This window comes from Lentibacillus daqui, from assembly GCF_027186265.1.
Classification (GTDB): domain Bacteria; phylum Bacillota; class Bacilli; order Bacillales; family Amphibacillaceae; genus Lentibacillus_C; species Lentibacillus_C daqui.
Map to the genome: position 1 here is coordinate 862761 of NZ_CP114176.1, position 16858 is coordinate 879618.

Sequence of the window (16858 nt, forward strand, 5' to 3'; positions counted from 1 at the left end):
AATTAATTACTTTTTAGCAGGATTCTCGCATTTTATGTCGAACCTTGTAAGTAGAAATAAAATGAGGAGGATCGCTAACATGTATACCATCGATGAAGCATCCAACATACTTGGTGTTCATCCCACTACATTAAGAAGGTGGGAAAAAGAGGGGAAGATAACATCCTCTCGAACTACCGGTGGCCATAGAAGATATGCTGTAGAAGACCTTAGTGCTATCAAGCATGATTTGAAACCACTTCAGGACAAAATTGTTATCGGGTATTGCCGTGTCTCATCATCGGACCAAAAGGAAGAGTTAAAAAGGCAGGTCCATACCGTTTCGCAGTATTGTTCGGCAAATGGATATCAGTTTCGTATTATAAAAGATCTGGGAAATGGTTTGAATTTCGATAAGAAGGGGTTAAAAGAATTAATCCGGCTGGTGCAAAGCAATCAGGTGGAGAAAGTTGTCGTCAACTACAAGGATAGGTTACTACGTTTTGGGTATGAATTGTTGGAACAAATATGTGCCTTCCATCATGTGAAAATTGAAATCGTCAACCATACAGAGGATAAAACATATGAGCAGGAGTTAGTCGAGGATATGCTTTCCATTATTACTGTCTTCAGCAGCCGCTTGTATGGAAGCAGAAGTCACAAGCGAAAGAAACTGCAACAAGCGGTGAAACAGGTCATTGAGGACAACGGCCATGCTTACGTATAATAAAAAGGTACGATTGGTGGTTACAAAGGAAAACAAGCAGTTACTCGATTCTCAATCCAGAATGTGCAACTGGCTGTACAATCAATTGCTTGATGCGGTGGAGGAAGATTATCGCAATGGAAAAAAGAAAAAACTGCTTTCCGGCAGAAACCTGAGGAATGAAGTACCGAAAATAAAAGGGGAAAACCCATTTTTGTGTAAAGTCCATTCCTCCCCATTGAAAAATACGGCATTACGGTTAAAAGATGCCTATGAACGATTTTTTGATCCAAAATTAATGAATGAGAAACCAAAATATCGTTCATGGAAAAAGAAGTGGTTTTCGCTATATTATGATGAACCAAAAAAAGGCTTTAAATTATTGGACGCCAATCTGCTTTCCTTAAGTTTTGGCAAGTTAACAGATGAAGAACATAAGGAATTAAAGAAAAAAGATAAAAAGGCTAAGAAGACTATCAAAATTAAAGTTGGACTTGTGGAAGCGGTAGAACTAAGCGAAACGGAGAGAATCAAAACCCTTCGCATTACAAAGGATCTGGATTCGTATTATGTCATTTTTACAATAGAAGATGTCAAAGAAATCACCAAGATGAAGGAACAATCGTTTATTGTATTTGATCCCAACCATAAGAATTTGGCAGTAGGATTAGGCAGTGATGGAAAATCATATGAATTGAAATCGATGAATGCACTGTTGAAGTATTGGGATAAACGAATCGATGAAATCAAATCAAAACGGGACAAATGTGAAAAATTTAATAAGCTGGTATGCACCCCAAACGTCACCTATTTTGAGCCAAGCAAACGTTGGAAGAGACTCAATCATGCTTTGGAAAAGGCGCAATTAAAACGTCGAGAACAAATGAAGACGCTGTTATTTAGCTATGCGCATTATTTTTCCAAGCGTTACGATGCGATCTACATTGGTGACTATACACCAACTCCCGATGTAGCGAAATACGGGTCAATGAGAAGAGCCATGTTAAATCAAACACCAGTCGGTAAATTCAGGAGTATTTTGAACTGGGTGCAGGAAAAAAGTAGTAAATATTATCAAAAGATCGATGAACGTGACACAACCAAAACCTGTTGTGTCTGCGGTAACAAAGAGAAAAAAGATCCATCTATTCGCAGCTTTACATGTGTAAACTGCGGTACAACGCTTTCGAGAGATATCAACAGTGCAGTTAATATCGGAAAGAAAGCCAAAAAGCGATTGCCTCGCGCAGGCTACATAGGTGTGGAATCCCCTATGTATACAGTTTGGTGGGATTTTAAACAGGCAAAGATTGCTTGTGGTTTGACCCCATCTGCTGGCCTCGGGAAGTAAATCCGAGGGTTGAAATAAACATTCTTCTTGGTAACAGAGAAGAGGTCTTTGATTAATTTTAGGCTTAATTTCGGTTAGGTTTAAATAGACAAAGGAGTGCGGGATAATAGTGGAGATTACAGCAAGAGAATTTAAAACATATTTGAAACAAGTAGTGAGCATGGTTGAAGCAGAGAAGGATTACCTCTGTGAACTTGATCGCAAATTAGGAGATGGGGACCACGGTGTTACGATGTCGATTGGTTTTCAGGCAGTAAATGAAAAATTGGAAACTGATTTGGCTGATGAAAAGGATTGCAGCAAGATTAGTGTTACAGCGGGTAAAACATTTTTAAACGCGGTTGGTTCGTCCGTTGGCCCGCTATATGCAACAGGGTTTATGCGCGGAGCCAAGCAAATAAAAAAGAAAGAAGTTTTAAACGACGAGGACCTTATAGCATTTTGGATCGCTTTCGCAAATGGTGTAAAGGAGCGGGGGCAAGCTGAAGTTGGCGACAAAACCATGGTAGATACATTTGCGCCATTTGTTCAAGTGTTGGAAATAGAAGGTGCAGAAGATGTAGAAGCGAAAGGCCTTTTACCGATTTTCCGCGATGCTGTTCAAAAAGCGGAGGAAGGTATGAAGTCGACAAGGGACCTTGTGTCTAAAAAGGGGCGCTCCAGCCGTTTGGGAGATAGATCAGTAGGAGCACAAGATCCTGGGGCAACTTCTGCATATTTGCTTTTGGCTACATTTTTAGACTATGTTGAAGATTTATCACAAAAGGTAAGCTAGTTGCCGGAATATATATGGCTAAAAAGGAATCAGAGCTTGTGTTTTCTGATTCTTTTTTTGACACAAAACAAAATTAAACGAAAACAAATATTGATAAACGAAAATAAATGATTTAAAATGAAATTAATTGATAAATAAATTTCTAAGGATAGAGAGGGGAATCACATCATGATAATAGCTGTTGGATCAGATCATAATGGATATGAACTGAAAGAAGGGATTAAAAAGTTTATTGAGGAAAATACAGAACATGAAGTGGTGGACTATGGCTGTCATTCTTGTGAGGCAGTTGATTATCCAGATGTTGCATTTGAAGTCTCAAAAGCCATTAGTGAAGGCAAATTGGATAGGGGCATTTTAATTTGCGGAACAGGTATTGGTGTTTGTATCGCTGCCAACAAATACCCTGGCATTCGCGCCGCACTGGCACATGATACGTATTCTGCTGAAAGAGCCCAATTAAGCAATAATGCACAAATATTAACAATGGGTGCGCAAATTATTGGTCTGGAAGTTGGTAAAAAAATTGTTGAAGCCTATTTAAATGTGACATGGGCAAATGGATCAAAACGAAAAGTAGACAAAATCAATAATAAAGAAAAGGAATTTTTGAACGGAAAATATCAAGAAGCAGCCATGAATTCATGTACCTGCTAGGGGGAACAATTTAATGCAAAGTTTGTTATTAAATTTTTTAAATGTAACCGAGTCAGCTGCGATTGCCGCTTTACCATGGATTGGAAGCGGCGATAAGATTGCAGCAGATAATGCGGCCACAAATGTGATGCGCAGTATGCTGAATCAATTAGCGATGGATGGCACGGTTGTCATTGGTGAGGGAGAAATTGATGAAGCACCAATGCTTTTTATTGGCGAAAAATTGGGTGCGGGGTATGGACCAGATGTGGATATTGCGGTAGATCCAATTGAAGGGACGACACCTACCGTAAAAGGGCAACCGAATGCCATTACTGTGATAGCTGCAGCACCAAAGGGAACATTACTTCATGCCCCAGACATGTATATGGAAAAAATTGCAGTTGGTCCAAAGGCAAGGGGTGAAATTAACATTGACTATTCGCTTTATGAAAATATGAAAGCGGTAGCTCAAGCAAACGGAAAACAAATGAATGAGTTAAATATTTGTGTTCAAGATCGACCGAGGCATAAGGAATATATCGATACCATTCGGAAAACGGGTGCCAAGGTGCACTTGTTTAATGATGGTGATGTCATTTATGCAATGGCAACATGTATGGAAAATAGTGGTGTCGATATGTTTATTGGAATTGGCGGAGCACCAGAAGGCGTTTTGGGTGCTGTTGCTGTTAAATGTCTGGGAGGAGAAATGCAGGCTAAACTCAAACCTCGTAACGATGCAGAAATAACGAGATGTCTGCAGATGGGTTTACCGGATGCGGAAAGTCCATTGAGCCATCAACAACTAATTGGATCTGACGATTGTGTTTTTGCGGCTACAGGTATTACCGATAATCTATTTCTAAATGGAATAAGGATGGATAATGAAGGTCTTGTTACAAAATCTATTCTTATTTATGGAAGAGAACAAAAAATACGTTACGTTGAAAGCAAACTCGCGTTGCAGGAAGCTGTATTGTAATAAAACGTAAATTCCATTGCAGCAATTTGACGTCAACAAAGAAGGAAAGCGTATAAAGCGTATAAAGGGAATGTTGGTTTGTTAATTTAGAGTAGAATTGATGGGGATAAATGAGTACAGGCTGCTTCTGAGTAAGCAGCCTTGCATTTCCTATACTTGAATCTCAAGTTGTATTTGCAGACATAAAAAGTTGAGCAATCTCAACGAATGTTTTTATCATTAACTTTTTACAATTGAAAACAATCCACTAGTCTCTATCTTCTCCACAGCTTGCTCCAAAACGTATTTCGGCTGTACCAATCCAATCCGTACATAACCTTCACCCGATTCACCGAATGCATTCCCGGGCACAACGACAATTCCTGCTTCATCCATTAATCGGTAGGTAAACGCCGTCGATGTAAACCCTTCAGGAACTTTCGCCCAAAGAAACATCGAAGCCTTAGGTGTGTCCACTTTCCAACCTAAAGCATTTAATCCGTCTACTAAAATATTTCTTCGTCCTTTATAGACAGATCTTAACTTTTCACTGAAATCAGTAGAATTCTGCAAAGCACAAATTGCCGCCTTTTGAATAGGAAGGAACACGCCATAGTCCAGGTTTGATTTCAATCGGCTTAATCCATTAACAATGGTGGAATTTCCAACGACATAGCCAATTCGGCAGCCGGCTAAGTTAAAGCTTTTGGAGAACGAATTGAATTCAACGCCAACATCTTTTGCCCCGTCAACGGATAGGAAGCTAATTGGCTTCTCGTCTTCGTAATATAGTTCTGAATAAGCAAAATCGTGAAGTACCGCAATCTGATATTTTTTAGCAAAGGCGACTACCTGTTGAAAGAATTCCCTTGTTGCTAAAGTGGGAACAGGATTACCCGGGAAGTTCAACACCATCATTTTGGCCCGCTGTTTGATGCTTTCCGGTATCGCTTCTAAATCGGGCAAAAATCCGTTTTCTTCTTTTAATGGCATTCGGTATGGCGTGGCATCGGCCAAGGAAAGACCCGTATCATAGGCTGTATATCCGGGATCAGGTAGTAGGATGATATCGCCGGGATTGGTCAATACCATCGGCAAATGAACCAGACCATCCTGAGACCCCATCACCATCCATGTTTCATTTTCCGCGCTAATTTCAACACCATAGTTCTTTCTATAATAATCAGTAATCGCCTGATGAAGTGATTCGGTGCCGGTTAATGTGTAGCCGTACTGGGTAGGATCTTGCGCATTCTTTGTCAGTTCTTCAATGACAAATGGAGCGGGTGGTAAATCTGGACTTCCAACACTTAAATCGATCATTTCCATTCCTGCCTGAAGTTTTTGCTTTTTATAATTGGATAGTTCACTAAAAATGGATGTTTGAAAATGCGCCATTTTATCTGATAAAGTTATGTTCATGTAGATCACCTCGTTAGAATTTTTTATGTAGAAAATTAGTATGATTATAACATCAATTAAGAGTTAGGTGGGTAATTACCAAATATTTTTCGAATAAGTGGGTGCACAGGGAGATAGGAGTTAGTTGTACAATTAAATGGATTGTTGCTATAAAAATTGACTAATAGATGCCTTGAAACGTCTTAATGATATTTTTTCTATTGACTGATAATCCTTCAAATGCTATATTAATAATATGTTACCTGTAAGCGCTAGCATGGTACAAGCCACTACAAGTTATCCCTTGTTGGTTTCCTTGTATCGTCTGTAGTGCGTTGAAGGAGATTCTTAAATTGTATAACCAGAATACCATCTATGTGATCGGGGATGCGAAGGCACCACAGAATAATCCGATTACCAAGAGATACAGTCAATTTTTTCTGGCATTAGTTGTTGATGCTACCAGCGATGAAATTGTCGATTGCGAATGTTCTTCGACGATTCAGCTGACCAATCAGTTTGTCCGTTCCTTATTTATTGGTCGTGATATAAACGATATCAACGTAGAGGAAGATATTCGCAAACGGTATCAGGGTGCCTCACAAAAAGCTTTGATTGTCGCATTTCATGATGCCATAAATAAATATGATCAAGCAAAAGCTGCTTTGACTACATGAACCTAGTCAAAATCCAGCCTGACAATCAATTGTTAGGCTGGATTTTTAATTTCAAGTTTTTGAGAAGATAACTTGACTCAATAACTATACTTCACTTATACATCAAGGGGGAAACAGAAATGATTACAGATGGTTTTATGTACATCGGCGTCTTGGTGGCACTGGCTGCCTTGATGGTGGGAATTGAAAACAAATTTAGTTCCAATCGCTTTTTTAAATTTATTCCGGGCATTGTCCTCATTTATATTGGGGCAGCTTTCTTGCAAACAATCGGCCTGTTTGATAATGAAGCGACTGAAGCTGCCTATTCCAATGTGAAAGATGCCTTACTTCCGGCGATGCTGATGATTATGCTGTTGAAATGCGATATCAGAAGTATTATGAGACTTGGACCGCGCATGCTTGGTGGTTACTTGGTAGCTGTTATTAGCATCTTTCTTGGATTTATAATCGTCTATGCTGTTTTCCAATCTTTTTATGCTACAGATACCTGGCGTGCTTTTGGTGCGCTTGCCGGCAGCTGGACAGGCGGATCGGCCAATATGGTTGCTTTGCAGGGAATTCTTAAGGTGCCGGAAAATATTTTTGGTTATGCACTAATGATGGATACCATTAATTATGCGGTCTGGGTGATGTTTATGTTTTGGCTCGTACCTTTTGCTGGTGCATTTAACCGCTGGACAAAGGCAGATACCAGCTTTATGCAAAATGGGTTTGAAGAAGCGGCTGCGACTCAGGAGGATGATCACGGTCCACAATTCAAGCATATCATGTACCTCTTGGGTATTGGTCTCCTCGTATCCGCATTATCTACATTCGTTGGGGATCATTTGCCGGAAGTTGGCGATGTGATCAATGCCACGACTTGGACAATTATGATTGCTTCTGTTGTTGGTCTGATTCTTGGGCAAACACGGGTATCCCGGATTCCCGGGGCATTGGATGTTTCCAATGTAATGCTTTATATTATCGTGGCACTAATCGCCTCGCAATCGGACTTTTCCCAGATTGCTCAGGCACCGATTTATCTTATTTCCGGTTTTCTGATTTTGCTGATTCATTTGGTTATCATGTTGTTGCTCGCAAAATGGTTTAAATATGATCTATTTACACTTGGGATTGCCAGTCTTGCCAATATCGGCGGGATGGCTTCAGCACCAATGCTTGCGGCCGCATATAGCCGGACGTTGATTCCGGTTGGCGTCATTATGGCATTGATTGGGTCATTTCTTGGAACGTATTTCGGTATGTTGATCGGAAATATTCTGAGCATGTTGTAAAAGCAAAAAACCTATCATTATAGCAGAAAGGGGAATGTTTATGCGTATCCGAGATTTGCAGGTTACACACCGCAATATCCCGTTGCACACACCATTTAAAACGGCGTTAAGAACAGCAACTGAAATCGAAAGTATCGAGGTAACAATTGAATTAGAAAACGGGATCACTGGCAAGGGGGCAGCAGCGCCAACTTGGGTGATTACCGGTGATTCAATGGAAAGTATTCAGGCTGCTTTGCTTGGGCCGATTAAGCAGGCATTAGTTGAAAAAGATATCTATCATTTTCAGGGATTGCTAGATGTGGTTCAAACATGCTGCATTGGGAATACAAGTGCAAAGGCAGCGGCTGATACGGCACTATATGATGCATACAGTAGATTGCTGCAAGTACCACTTTATCAGTTGTTGGGAGGCAACAAACCACTTCAAACTTCAATGACGATTGGCGTGGATACACCAGAAAAAATGGCGGCGGACGCGAAGAAATGTGCAGCAGATGGGTTTAGTCGCCTGAAAATTAAAGTTGGTGCTCAACCCGAACTGGATATTGCCCGGATCACCGCTATCCGCGAGGCTGTACCAGAAGAAGTGATGTTGCGGTTAGATGCCAATCAAGGATGGAAGCCAAAACAGGCGGTCCAACTGATAAAGCAAATGGAAGTCATGAATGCCGGCATTGAATTTATTGAACAGCCTGTCGCAGCCCGGGAGTTAGATGAACTAAAGTATGTGACTGATCATGTCAACATTCCGATCATGGCGGATGAAAGTTTATTTTCTCCAAAGGATGCACTTCATTTGGTTGGTGGTCATTATGTAGATTTGTTGAATATTAAACTGATGAAATGCGGAGGAATAGCAAATGCCTGGAAGATTGCTAGTTTGGCAGAAGTTGGTGGTGTTGCCTGTATGATCGGCAGCATGATGGAACCGTCTCACTCGGTTGGAGCAGCCGCCCATTTCGCCGCCGCCCATCCGAATGTGGTTTATTTCGATTTGGATGCACCATTATGGCTAGCTGAAGCACCAACAGCAATCGCGTATAAAGGAGAGGACATCACTCTATCCACAAATCCCGGAATTGGGTAGGGGACAGGCACCATATTCCAGTTTTACAAAAAACGGTGGGACAGAGGAACCGGGCCTTTGTCTCTGAGGAGGAATAAATATGTTTCGTAGGTTGATTCAAATCATAACTGTTTTGCTATTTGGTAGTATGATAGTTTTTCCTTCCGTATCCCATGCGGAGGACAGAGAGAATTATACGCAAAAAGAAACCGCTTATATCGATGTAGCTGTGGCAACACTCTGGACGGCACCAGATATTTTACGCGAAGTAGATGCACCCTCAGCTACAAATCCAGTCGATATGTGGAAATGGAAACGTGATATGACGTATGAACAACAGGTTCAGCTTTCTGATGACGGTATGCTGGAAACACAGGCACTTTACGGCAACAAGGTTCACATTTTAGAAAAAGCTGGCGATTGGGTAAAGGTTGCTGTAGCCGGACAACCTTCACCGGATGAGGAATTGGGATATAGTGGCTGGATGCCGAAATCCCAATTAACATATACGAAAAAGTTTGATGCTAAAGCGAGCGAATCATTTGTATTAGTTAACTCGCCAACTGCATTTCTCTACCAGACACCATCGTTTCACCACCAAGGAATTGAATTAAGCTACAATACTCGTCTACCATATTTAGGTGAAACGAAGAACGCATATCGGGTGATGAAACCGGATGGCAAACATGCTTGGATTAGTAAAAAAGATGGTTATCATTATGATTCACAGGAAGCTATTCCAACGCCAACTGGGGAAGATCTGGTGAACACTGGTAAACAATTTTTGGGACTGCATTATCTTTGGGCTGGAATGAGTGGTTTCGGTTTCGATTGTTCCGGATTTACGTTCACAATGTATCAGTCGCATGGTATCACGATTCCACGTGATTCCAGTGTGCAGGCAACACATGGAGAACCAGTCGACTTTGAAAATATGAAACCAGGCGATCTGCTATTTTTTGCCCATGATCAAGGAAAAGGCAATGTACACCATGTCGCCATGTATGCTGGAAATGGCATGATGATTCATTCACCGAACTCGAAAAAAGATGTGGAAATCATCCCGGTCAAAACCAAAGGGTACTACGAGGAACTTTCCGGAATACGGAGATATCTTCCAGATGTAAAATAAGAGGGACCTAGTCAAACGGGTTAGTGTGCAGCACTTCCCGTTTGATTTTTGCTTTAAAAATGGGCTAATAATCCCCCTGAAATTTGAATCGCCGATACATGTTGAAAAATTGCCGTAAAATTGTGCAAAATTGCCGATAAAATCCGCATCAGGTGGGACAATAGACCTGTTACTAAGTCCCGCTTGGATCTTTTTCCTGCTTCAAATCTTCTATCATCTTTGTCAATATTTTCTCTTGATAGCCGCTTCGTTTGACCTTACTTAATTCTTGTATAAGCGGTTGTAGTGCTGGATCATCAATATTGTTCAATTGCTTTAATCTTCTTTCCGAAACTGGCTCATCTGATAATGCCATATGGTAATTGTCCAGGCCATAGTTCCAATAACTTACTTGATCTCCGTAGCGCTTTTTCAATTTGAATGCCATTAATATTCCCTCAGGATCAAAATCTCCGCTATAATAGACTGTCCCACCGTTTTCGACAAAGGCATCGAGGAATTTCAGGGTGGCTATTTTAAATTGTCCATTGCCTGATACGATAGTTTCATTTAAATCATGCTTGATCAGTTCGCTTACTACATGAGAGGCCACACTGGAGTTTTCGATCATGAAAAGTCGGCTTTTGCCAGAAGCAGATGTGACACTGTCCAATTTAACAATTTCTTTCAAAGGTAAATGAAAAAATGATTGTTCTTCTGCGGCACCATGGAGCAGCATATTTTCTTTTCCGTTTTTATTTACGCCAAGTGCCTGAAAGACGGAAACAAAATTCAATAAGTCGTCTGTCATGATGCGAAATTCGTACAATAATTCTGCACGTTCTTCTGCATTCAATTCCCTGATTTCCCAATGTTGTTGCAATGAATAGATGATTTGCAATGCATAAAGAAACAGTTTTCCTTCATTTTCATTTGCGTCAAACGCATGTGGGTTCCCAGTTGCACGGGAAGCGAAGACCGCCAGATATTCATAGTCCTCCAAAGGGAATAAAGCAAATGCCTGATCCAAATGTTGCATTGCTTTGGTTAACGCAGTAAGATCCTGATTGTACATTTGGTAAAATCGATTGTACTTTGTTCTTCTGATCCAATCTATCAATGAAACAAATAAACGGGAGCTGGCGTCACTTTCCAACGCGTTAAAATAGGTGTTTCTTTCTGACAGGAAACGCATTTCTTCTTCCCGGTTGCTTACTAATGGCTCGCCATGATAAGCCTCAACGATTTCTTCAAAAGAAATGGAGTCCAGGCTTTTGCCAAATTTTGTTTTCAAAATGGCTTTTTCTATTTTCTCAGCAGTTAATTTAATCGATTTACTCTTGGAATAGTCCTTGCCAAGCAACCCGGATATGGCCCGTTTTTCCTCTGCAGTAGGGTTTTGCAATACAACAGAAATTCCTTTTTCCACTCGTTCATAGCTTTTATACTTTTTTATAAAAAGAGAGAAAAGGCGGTCGAACCCCTTTTCTCGTTTGAAAATATCCGTAATCTCATCAAGAAGTGACAAGCTGTTCTTCCTCGCTTTCTAATTCTTCTGTTCTAACCTTTTTCTTGCCATTCCAGTAATAGGAATCAATCAATACATGCGGGCGGTTTTCCGGTCGGCTCAATTCATAAATATTGAGGGACGGAACTGACGCATAGCATCCCCACAATGATTGGGAATTGAGTATATAGTTGAAATTCAATTTGCGGATATACGCAAACATGATATTAATATTATCATCGTCCACGCGGGAAAATGCTTCATCCAACGTGAAGATGCGCGGACAATCATCACTTGCTTCGGAGTATTTCGCATACAAGGCAGCAAGTACTGGTGTAATCATGGCCAAAACGCGTTGTCCACCACTTAATTCGCCATACGTGTTTCTGGTTAATTTCTTTTCTTTATCATTTTTCTTGGTAAAGTAGATCTCGAATTCAAACCATTTCCGGTAGTCAAGTTCCTCCCGCATAATGTCTTTCAGGTTATATTCCTTATGGGACTGATTCTCATGTCTGCGTCTGGCAATCTTGATTTTGGAGCGGAAGTGGCTGCTGATCTCATCCACATCGATCCATTGGCTGTCCCGTTTTAAGGCTTCTACCAATTTCAAGGTGTCCAACTGGTCCTCGTTTTCCCCTTTTTTCGGTTTCCAGGCGAGGCGAAACTTGATTAGATTTTCGTGTTCCATAAATTTATTCATTTCTTTTTCCCAACGCTGTACATAGGTGATTTTACGACGGATCGTATCGCCCAGCGTATTGACGAGGATCCGTTCATATAAGTCACGGTCTTTCTCATTGATATCCCTGTCCAATCGCTCGATACGCTCAGTCAGGTGTTTTACCGCATAGGTTGGCGGGACACGTTCGCCATCGACATTCATCGTGACCACGATGCGCTTCATTTGCTCTTGCATGAAGTTTAACGTTGTCATTTGATTATCGTCTACGGTATCAACCTCTGGCATGTATTCGGAATTCAATGTTTGCATTTCTAGTTCATAATGGAACAATTCAATATTTTTGTTGTTGAACGTATTGGTCAATCGATTGATAACCTTTGTGATTTCTTCTCTTTTTTTATCAATCATCGAACCATATTGCGTTACGATTTCTTTAGCAATTTCAAGGTAGTCTACCGTGTCTTTGTCGATGGTTAGATAACCCAGGTTATAATGGGATTGGAATTCCTTTTCCCATGCCTCATGGACCATTGTTTTAAAGGGGGCTTCATTATCGGTTTTGTCAGTAATAAATGTTTCCCCGATCTCAATATCCCGTGTGACATTGGCTTTCTCGGTTAATAATTCGTTTAATTGTTCCGGAATCGTTGTATTGATTTCTTTGGTCAGCTCAGTGAGTCGTTTGCGAATGTCTTCAGAACCCATTTCTCTTAACCGGTTTTCATAGGTTTTGATTCGTTCGTGGACTTTGTCTTTTTTAGATTCATTGTCCAGAATATCAGAACGGATTTCCACTTCCTGTCCTTCATATTCTTCACAGCGGTTGCTATAGTCAGCATAACTTGCTTTTGCATTCATTTTCTTGGTAAAAGCCATTTCCATATCTTGCAAACATTGCATATAATCTCGTTGGTTGCTTAGCTCCGTCTCGAATGCATCGATTGTCAGATCTAGTTCTGTAAAATCCAATTTTGCTTTGATTTGCACCAATAGTTTCTTGCTTTGTTCATCGATATCGTTATAGGTGTCACTCAACTTCTTCCTTTGCGGTTCATAGATTTCCGCAATGGTCTGCTGTTCGGTATTTATTTTTGCGTACAAATCAGCAAGGTTAGAAAGCGTCGGGAAAGATTTGTATTCAGCTTCCATGTTGGACTGTTTCGCTTCCGTTTGCGAAAGTTGGTTTTGCTGCTCTTCTATTTGCTCGGTTTTTTGATCACGTGCTACCTTTAAACCGTGAATTTTTTCTTGACGGTACATCTCTCTGGCGGCTTTTCCGATAAATAGTGAATCTCCTGCTTGGGATGCCTTTCCTTGCACAAGTCCACTTTTAAACGAGCCATTTTCCAGGATATAAGTTCCGTTTTGTTCCTCAACTGATATAGAAGTGAGTACCTGTTCCAAATTCACGTTATGACTTGCTTTTAATACAGTCGATAAATTATCGGATTGTTTTTCATCATATTCCAGGACAGTGGTATACTGTTTCGCTGTTTCAACATCTTCCGGCTTCACAATAACTGCTTGCAAGATACCGGATTCCATTAATGCGTTCTGATAACGCAAAGCCTCGTCATGGTTAATCGTGTCATGAAATTCAAACGCTTCATAAAAGGGCACATAGTCGATTCCGGCTGCTGTTAGATCGTCCCAAGCCTGGCGTTTCTTCTCTACAAAGGCCGGTTCAATTTCTTCTTTATTTTCCCATTCGGTAATCTCGTTCTCGAGGCTTGCTATTTCCTCTTCCAGAAGATTGATTTGATGGGCAATCGCTATTTTTCTTGTTTGATTTGCTTCTTTTCGTTGTTGATATAATGTTTCTAATGGCTGTAGATAGTCATTTTTTGACAAACGATCAAATACATCTTCAACTGTTTCTATGAGTGTATCTTTTGTTTTATCATCGACTTGTAAATGTACAGCATTATCAGCCCATTGTTGAATGGTTTCGACAACATGAATAATTTCTTCGTCCAGTTTATCCTTACATTCACTAATGACCGTTTGTGATCCATCAATTTTCATTTGAATATCGCCTAATTCATTATCAATCTGGCTGAGTTTATCCCTTAGTTTTTCATATTTATCCAGCTCGGCTTTCATCGTTGTTAAAAATGCACCGTATTTTTTTACCTCTTCTTTCCAGGAAAAAAAGGAATAATTGGAGTCGTTCTGATTAGCGACCAGATGTGTCATGTACGGATGATGTTTGGCGAAATCCATTTCTTCAGTAATACTGTCAAGTTCCTGGATAAAATCTTTAAATTCCTTTTCATATTGGTAAAGCTCAGTTTCATAGACATCTTTTTTCTGCTTTGCCGCTTGCTTTCGTTTGACCGTGTGGTCGAGCTTATCATTTAGCGTTTCGAGTGTTTTCGTTAATTCAGTAAAATCGCTTTCTGCTTCTTGTTTGCGTCCTTCAATTTCCTCGATATCTTTCAAACCAAGGGAACTTAATTCTTCCTTTTTTACTTCCAGCTGATTGGAAAGCTTTGTTCGAGTAGTGTCAATTTCCATCAACCGCTCTTTTTGTTGATTAACTTCTTTTTCCTTTTGCTTAATAGTAGATTTCAACTTACGAAGCGATTGTTGTGCCTTCGTATATTCTGTTGCTTTTTCAACCAAGGCAACTTGATTGTATTTGACAAACACATCATTTAGCCGTTCCAAGGATTTCAAGTCGGTTTTCGTATCTTGTAAATCCTTTTCAATGCGGTCAATTGATTCAATCGAGTCAGTTAATGGGCGTAATTCACCTTCCGTTAATTGGGGGAGGGAATCATTAATGACTTCCGCTACCCCTTCAGGCCGATTTTTATCACTCAGCTTTGGACTTCTGATTTGAATTAATAAATCAATCAGTCCCATAAAACTTTCCAGTGTATCAAAACCAAACAAATGTTTATTCACCTTGTCTGCGTAGTCTTTTCGATTGGTAAAAATTCTTCCGCAGCGGTTTTCCACTTCAATCAGATTTCGTAGCTGGTTTTCATTTAATGGAAGTTTTTTTAGGGCACCCTCGATGAACTCTTCTTTGTAAAGCTTGAGAAACCCTTCCTGATTACCAAAACGTTTGCCATCGACAATGAAATACCAGACTTTATTTTGTGATTTGCCGCGTTTTGCCTCAATTCCCATGCCAATGGTTTTGTATACTTCGGCGTTTTCCTTTTTAAATTCCAGCAGAATATACCCGATCCGTTCGTTAATCCCTAATAAGCCTTCTTCACCCAATACAGTATCGGTGATATTGCGTTCCCTGCCACCAAAGGGATCGAGCTTATGGCTTCGTACATCCCCATCGAGCAAGACGGTGATCAAACTTTGTGTCGTCACCGATTTACCACTGCCATTATGTCCGCGCAGCACGCCGCAGCCATCTTTAAAATAAAATTCCTGATCCGGATAGTACCAGAAACTGAACAATTTCGCCCGGTACATTTGCCATCTGCCTGTTGGTTGTAGTGCGTCACTCATGATTGATTGTCCTCCTGACCTTTGGATTTTTCATGCTGATATGATCCTACAGTGCGGAAAAGCCCTTCTTTTAATGTGACGGTTTTATCATCTTTCATGTCAGCAAAATTCCAGTTGACCAGGAAATTGGTTACTACGTTTCGTAACTGTTCGGTGGACATTTGCTTAAAGCTTTTCGACCAGAAACGGGAGTCATTTTCTTTTAACTTTGATAGAATTTGCTGTATTTCATTATTGGAAATGTCGATCTCATTCGTAAAAGAAAATGCATAATCTGCTTGATTTTCCAATAGATATCCGGCAAAGCTGAGAATAAGGTTGGACAGCATGTTTTCGGCAGGGTGGAGAACTTCCCCTGAAACCATCGTTGTCTTTGTTAATACAGAGTTATGCCTGTAATGTTCGTATTCATATCCGGTATACCTTTGAACGTTGTTTTCGATCGTATGGTGAAATCGTTTGACATAATCTTGTTCATCTTCCGAGATTTCGTGGTGATAAACAATTGGTTCCAGGAACAAACGCCGGTAAAAGCGATGTTTGCCGTCAATATATTCATTATTTTCGTTAGCCAGGAACGTCTGAAAATCGTCATAATTGTCCCAGGCAAACAAATCCTTGAAGTTACGAATAAAATAAGACACATATGGCGTCCGTTCGAATAATACGTCATGGGTTGCATCTGTTGCAAAATCTTCCAGGTATTGGTCGACGATGACAATCAGCTTCATCTTCAACGCATATTTTAACACGCGAACCAATGACAGGCGGTTTTTATAGCCGGTGCCTTCTTTCCAAATAATTGTCACATGCTCTTTTGTCTCGGATTGTGGATAATACGCTTGGATTGCCTCACAGATATCCTGCAGTGAAAATTGATCGTCTCTACCTTTGCCTTCAATAAATGCAAGTAAACAAAACAGAAAGACAAAGTCACGTTGTCGTTTGAAAGTGGATTGGCCATTTACTTCTTTATTTCCCATCCAGTTAAACGTTCGGACAGGAACTTTCTCAAGTTTAATCAATTCATGGGTAATAATCAGCCGATAACGGAATGTGTCACGAAAAAATGTTTTGATTTCTGCTTCATTATCCTTGATGAGATAATATAATTCTTCATTATCATCCCTGGTAATCCAGAATCGTTCAAGTAATATGCGGATACAACGCTGGACTTCTTCCTTGATTTGCTTTTTATGGCCTTCTTCTCCATGTAATACTGTTGCTTCCTCGTTCATTG

The 16858-nt window shown here is 40.3% G+C and carries 13 protein-coding genes; 9 read left to right on the top strand and 4 right to left on the bottom strand.

Features of this window, described 5'->3' with window-relative positions:
* Positions 1-79 precede the first annotated feature (79 nt).
* The 5 genes from O2S85_RS04570 (at position 80) to glpX (ending at position 4432) form a co-directional block, all read left to right on the top strand.
* Positions 80-706 carry an IS607 family transposase gene (locus tag O2S85_RS04570; protein ID WP_269411529.1) on the top strand — a complete coding sequence of 209 codons (627 nt, stop codon included), beginning with the start codon at positions 80-82 and terminating at the stop codon, positions 704-706.
* On the top strand, positions 693-2036 hold the full coding sequence (locus O2S85_RS04575) for an RNA-guided endonuclease InsQ/TnpB family protein (RefSeq protein WP_269411530.1): 1344 nt from the start codon (positions 693-695) through the stop codon (positions 2034-2036). The genes O2S85_RS04570 and O2S85_RS04575 overlap by 14 nt, the downstream gene beginning before the upstream one ends.
* A 109-nt stretch (positions 2037-2145) precedes the next feature.
* Positions 2146-2811, top strand: a complete 666-nt coding sequence (dhaL, locus tag O2S85_RS04580; RefSeq protein WP_269411531.1) for a dihydroxyacetone kinase subunit DhaL — start codon at positions 2146-2148, stop codon at positions 2809-2811.
* A 168-nt stretch (positions 2812-2979) separates the two neighbouring features.
* Positions 2980-3468 (top strand): ribose 5-phosphate isomerase B, encoded by a 489-nt coding sequence (gene rpiB / locus O2S85_RS04585; protein ID WP_269411532.1) that lies wholly within the window; start codon positions 2980-2982, stop codon positions 3466-3468.
* A 13-nt stretch (positions 3469-3481) separates the two neighbouring features.
* A complete protein-coding gene (gene glpX / locus O2S85_RS04590; RefSeq protein WP_269411533.1) occupies positions 3482-4432 on the top strand; it encodes a class II fructose-bisphosphatase in 951 nt (316 codons plus the stop codon).
* Between the two features lie 219 nt (positions 4433-4651).
* Here the strand turns inward: glpX and O2S85_RS04595 are convergent, their stop codons facing one another.
* Complete coding sequence (locus tag O2S85_RS04595) at positions 4652-5833, bottom strand: LL-diaminopimelate aminotransferase (protein WP_269411534.1); 1182 nt, start codon at positions 5831-5833, stop codon at positions 4652-4654.
* Between the two features lie 332 nt (positions 5834-6165).
* On the opposite strand from O2S85_RS04595, the gene O2S85_RS04600 reads away from it, so the two are divergent.
* From O2S85_RS04600 to O2S85_RS04615, 4 genes are all read left to right on the top strand, one after another.
* The gene (locus O2S85_RS04600) at positions 6166-6489 is read left to right on the top strand and encodes a DUF3870 domain-containing protein (RefSeq protein ID WP_269411535.1); all 324 of its coding nucleotides are present in this window, start codon (positions 6166-6168) and stop codon (positions 6487-6489) included.
* Positions 6490-6608: 119 nt separating this feature from the next.
* Positions 6609-7769, top strand: coding sequence for a DUF819 family protein (locus O2S85_RS04605; RefSeq protein WP_269411536.1), 1161 nt, complete (start codon positions 6609-6611; stop codon positions 7767-7769).
* A gap of 40 nt (positions 7770-7809) precedes the next feature.
* A complete protein-coding gene (locus tag O2S85_RS04610; RefSeq protein WP_269411537.1) occupies positions 7810-8859 on the top strand; it encodes a dipeptide epimerase in 1050 nt (349 codons plus the stop codon).
* Between the two features lie 94 nt (positions 8860-8953).
* Positions 8954-9970 carry a C40 family peptidase gene (locus O2S85_RS04615; RefSeq protein ID WP_439649451.1) on the top strand — a complete coding sequence of 339 codons (1017 nt, stop codon included), beginning with the start codon at positions 8954-8956 and terminating at the stop codon, positions 9968-9970.
* Between the two features lie 172 nt (positions 9971-10142).
* On the opposite strand, the gene O2S85_RS04620 is transcribed toward O2S85_RS04615, so the two are convergent.
* From O2S85_RS04620 to O2S85_RS04630, 3 genes are all read right to left on the bottom strand, one after another.
* Positions 10143-11378, bottom strand: a complete 1236-nt coding sequence (locus O2S85_RS04620; protein ID WP_269411538.1) for a TIGR02679 domain-containing protein — start codon at positions 11376-11378, stop codon at positions 10143-10145.
* An 85-nt stretch (positions 11379-11463) separates the two neighbouring features.
* Positions 11464-15618, bottom strand: a complete 4155-nt coding sequence (locus tag O2S85_RS04625) for a TIGR02680 family protein (RefSeq protein ID WP_269411539.1) — start codon at positions 15616-15618, stop codon at positions 11464-11466.
* A complete protein-coding gene (locus O2S85_RS04630) occupies positions 15615-16856 on the bottom strand; it encodes a TIGR02678 family protein (protein ID WP_269411540.1) in 1242 nt (413 codons plus the stop codon). Before O2S85_RS04630 ends, O2S85_RS04625 begins: the two co-directional genes overlap by 4 nt.
* Between the last annotated feature and the right edge of the window lie 2 nt (positions 16857-16858).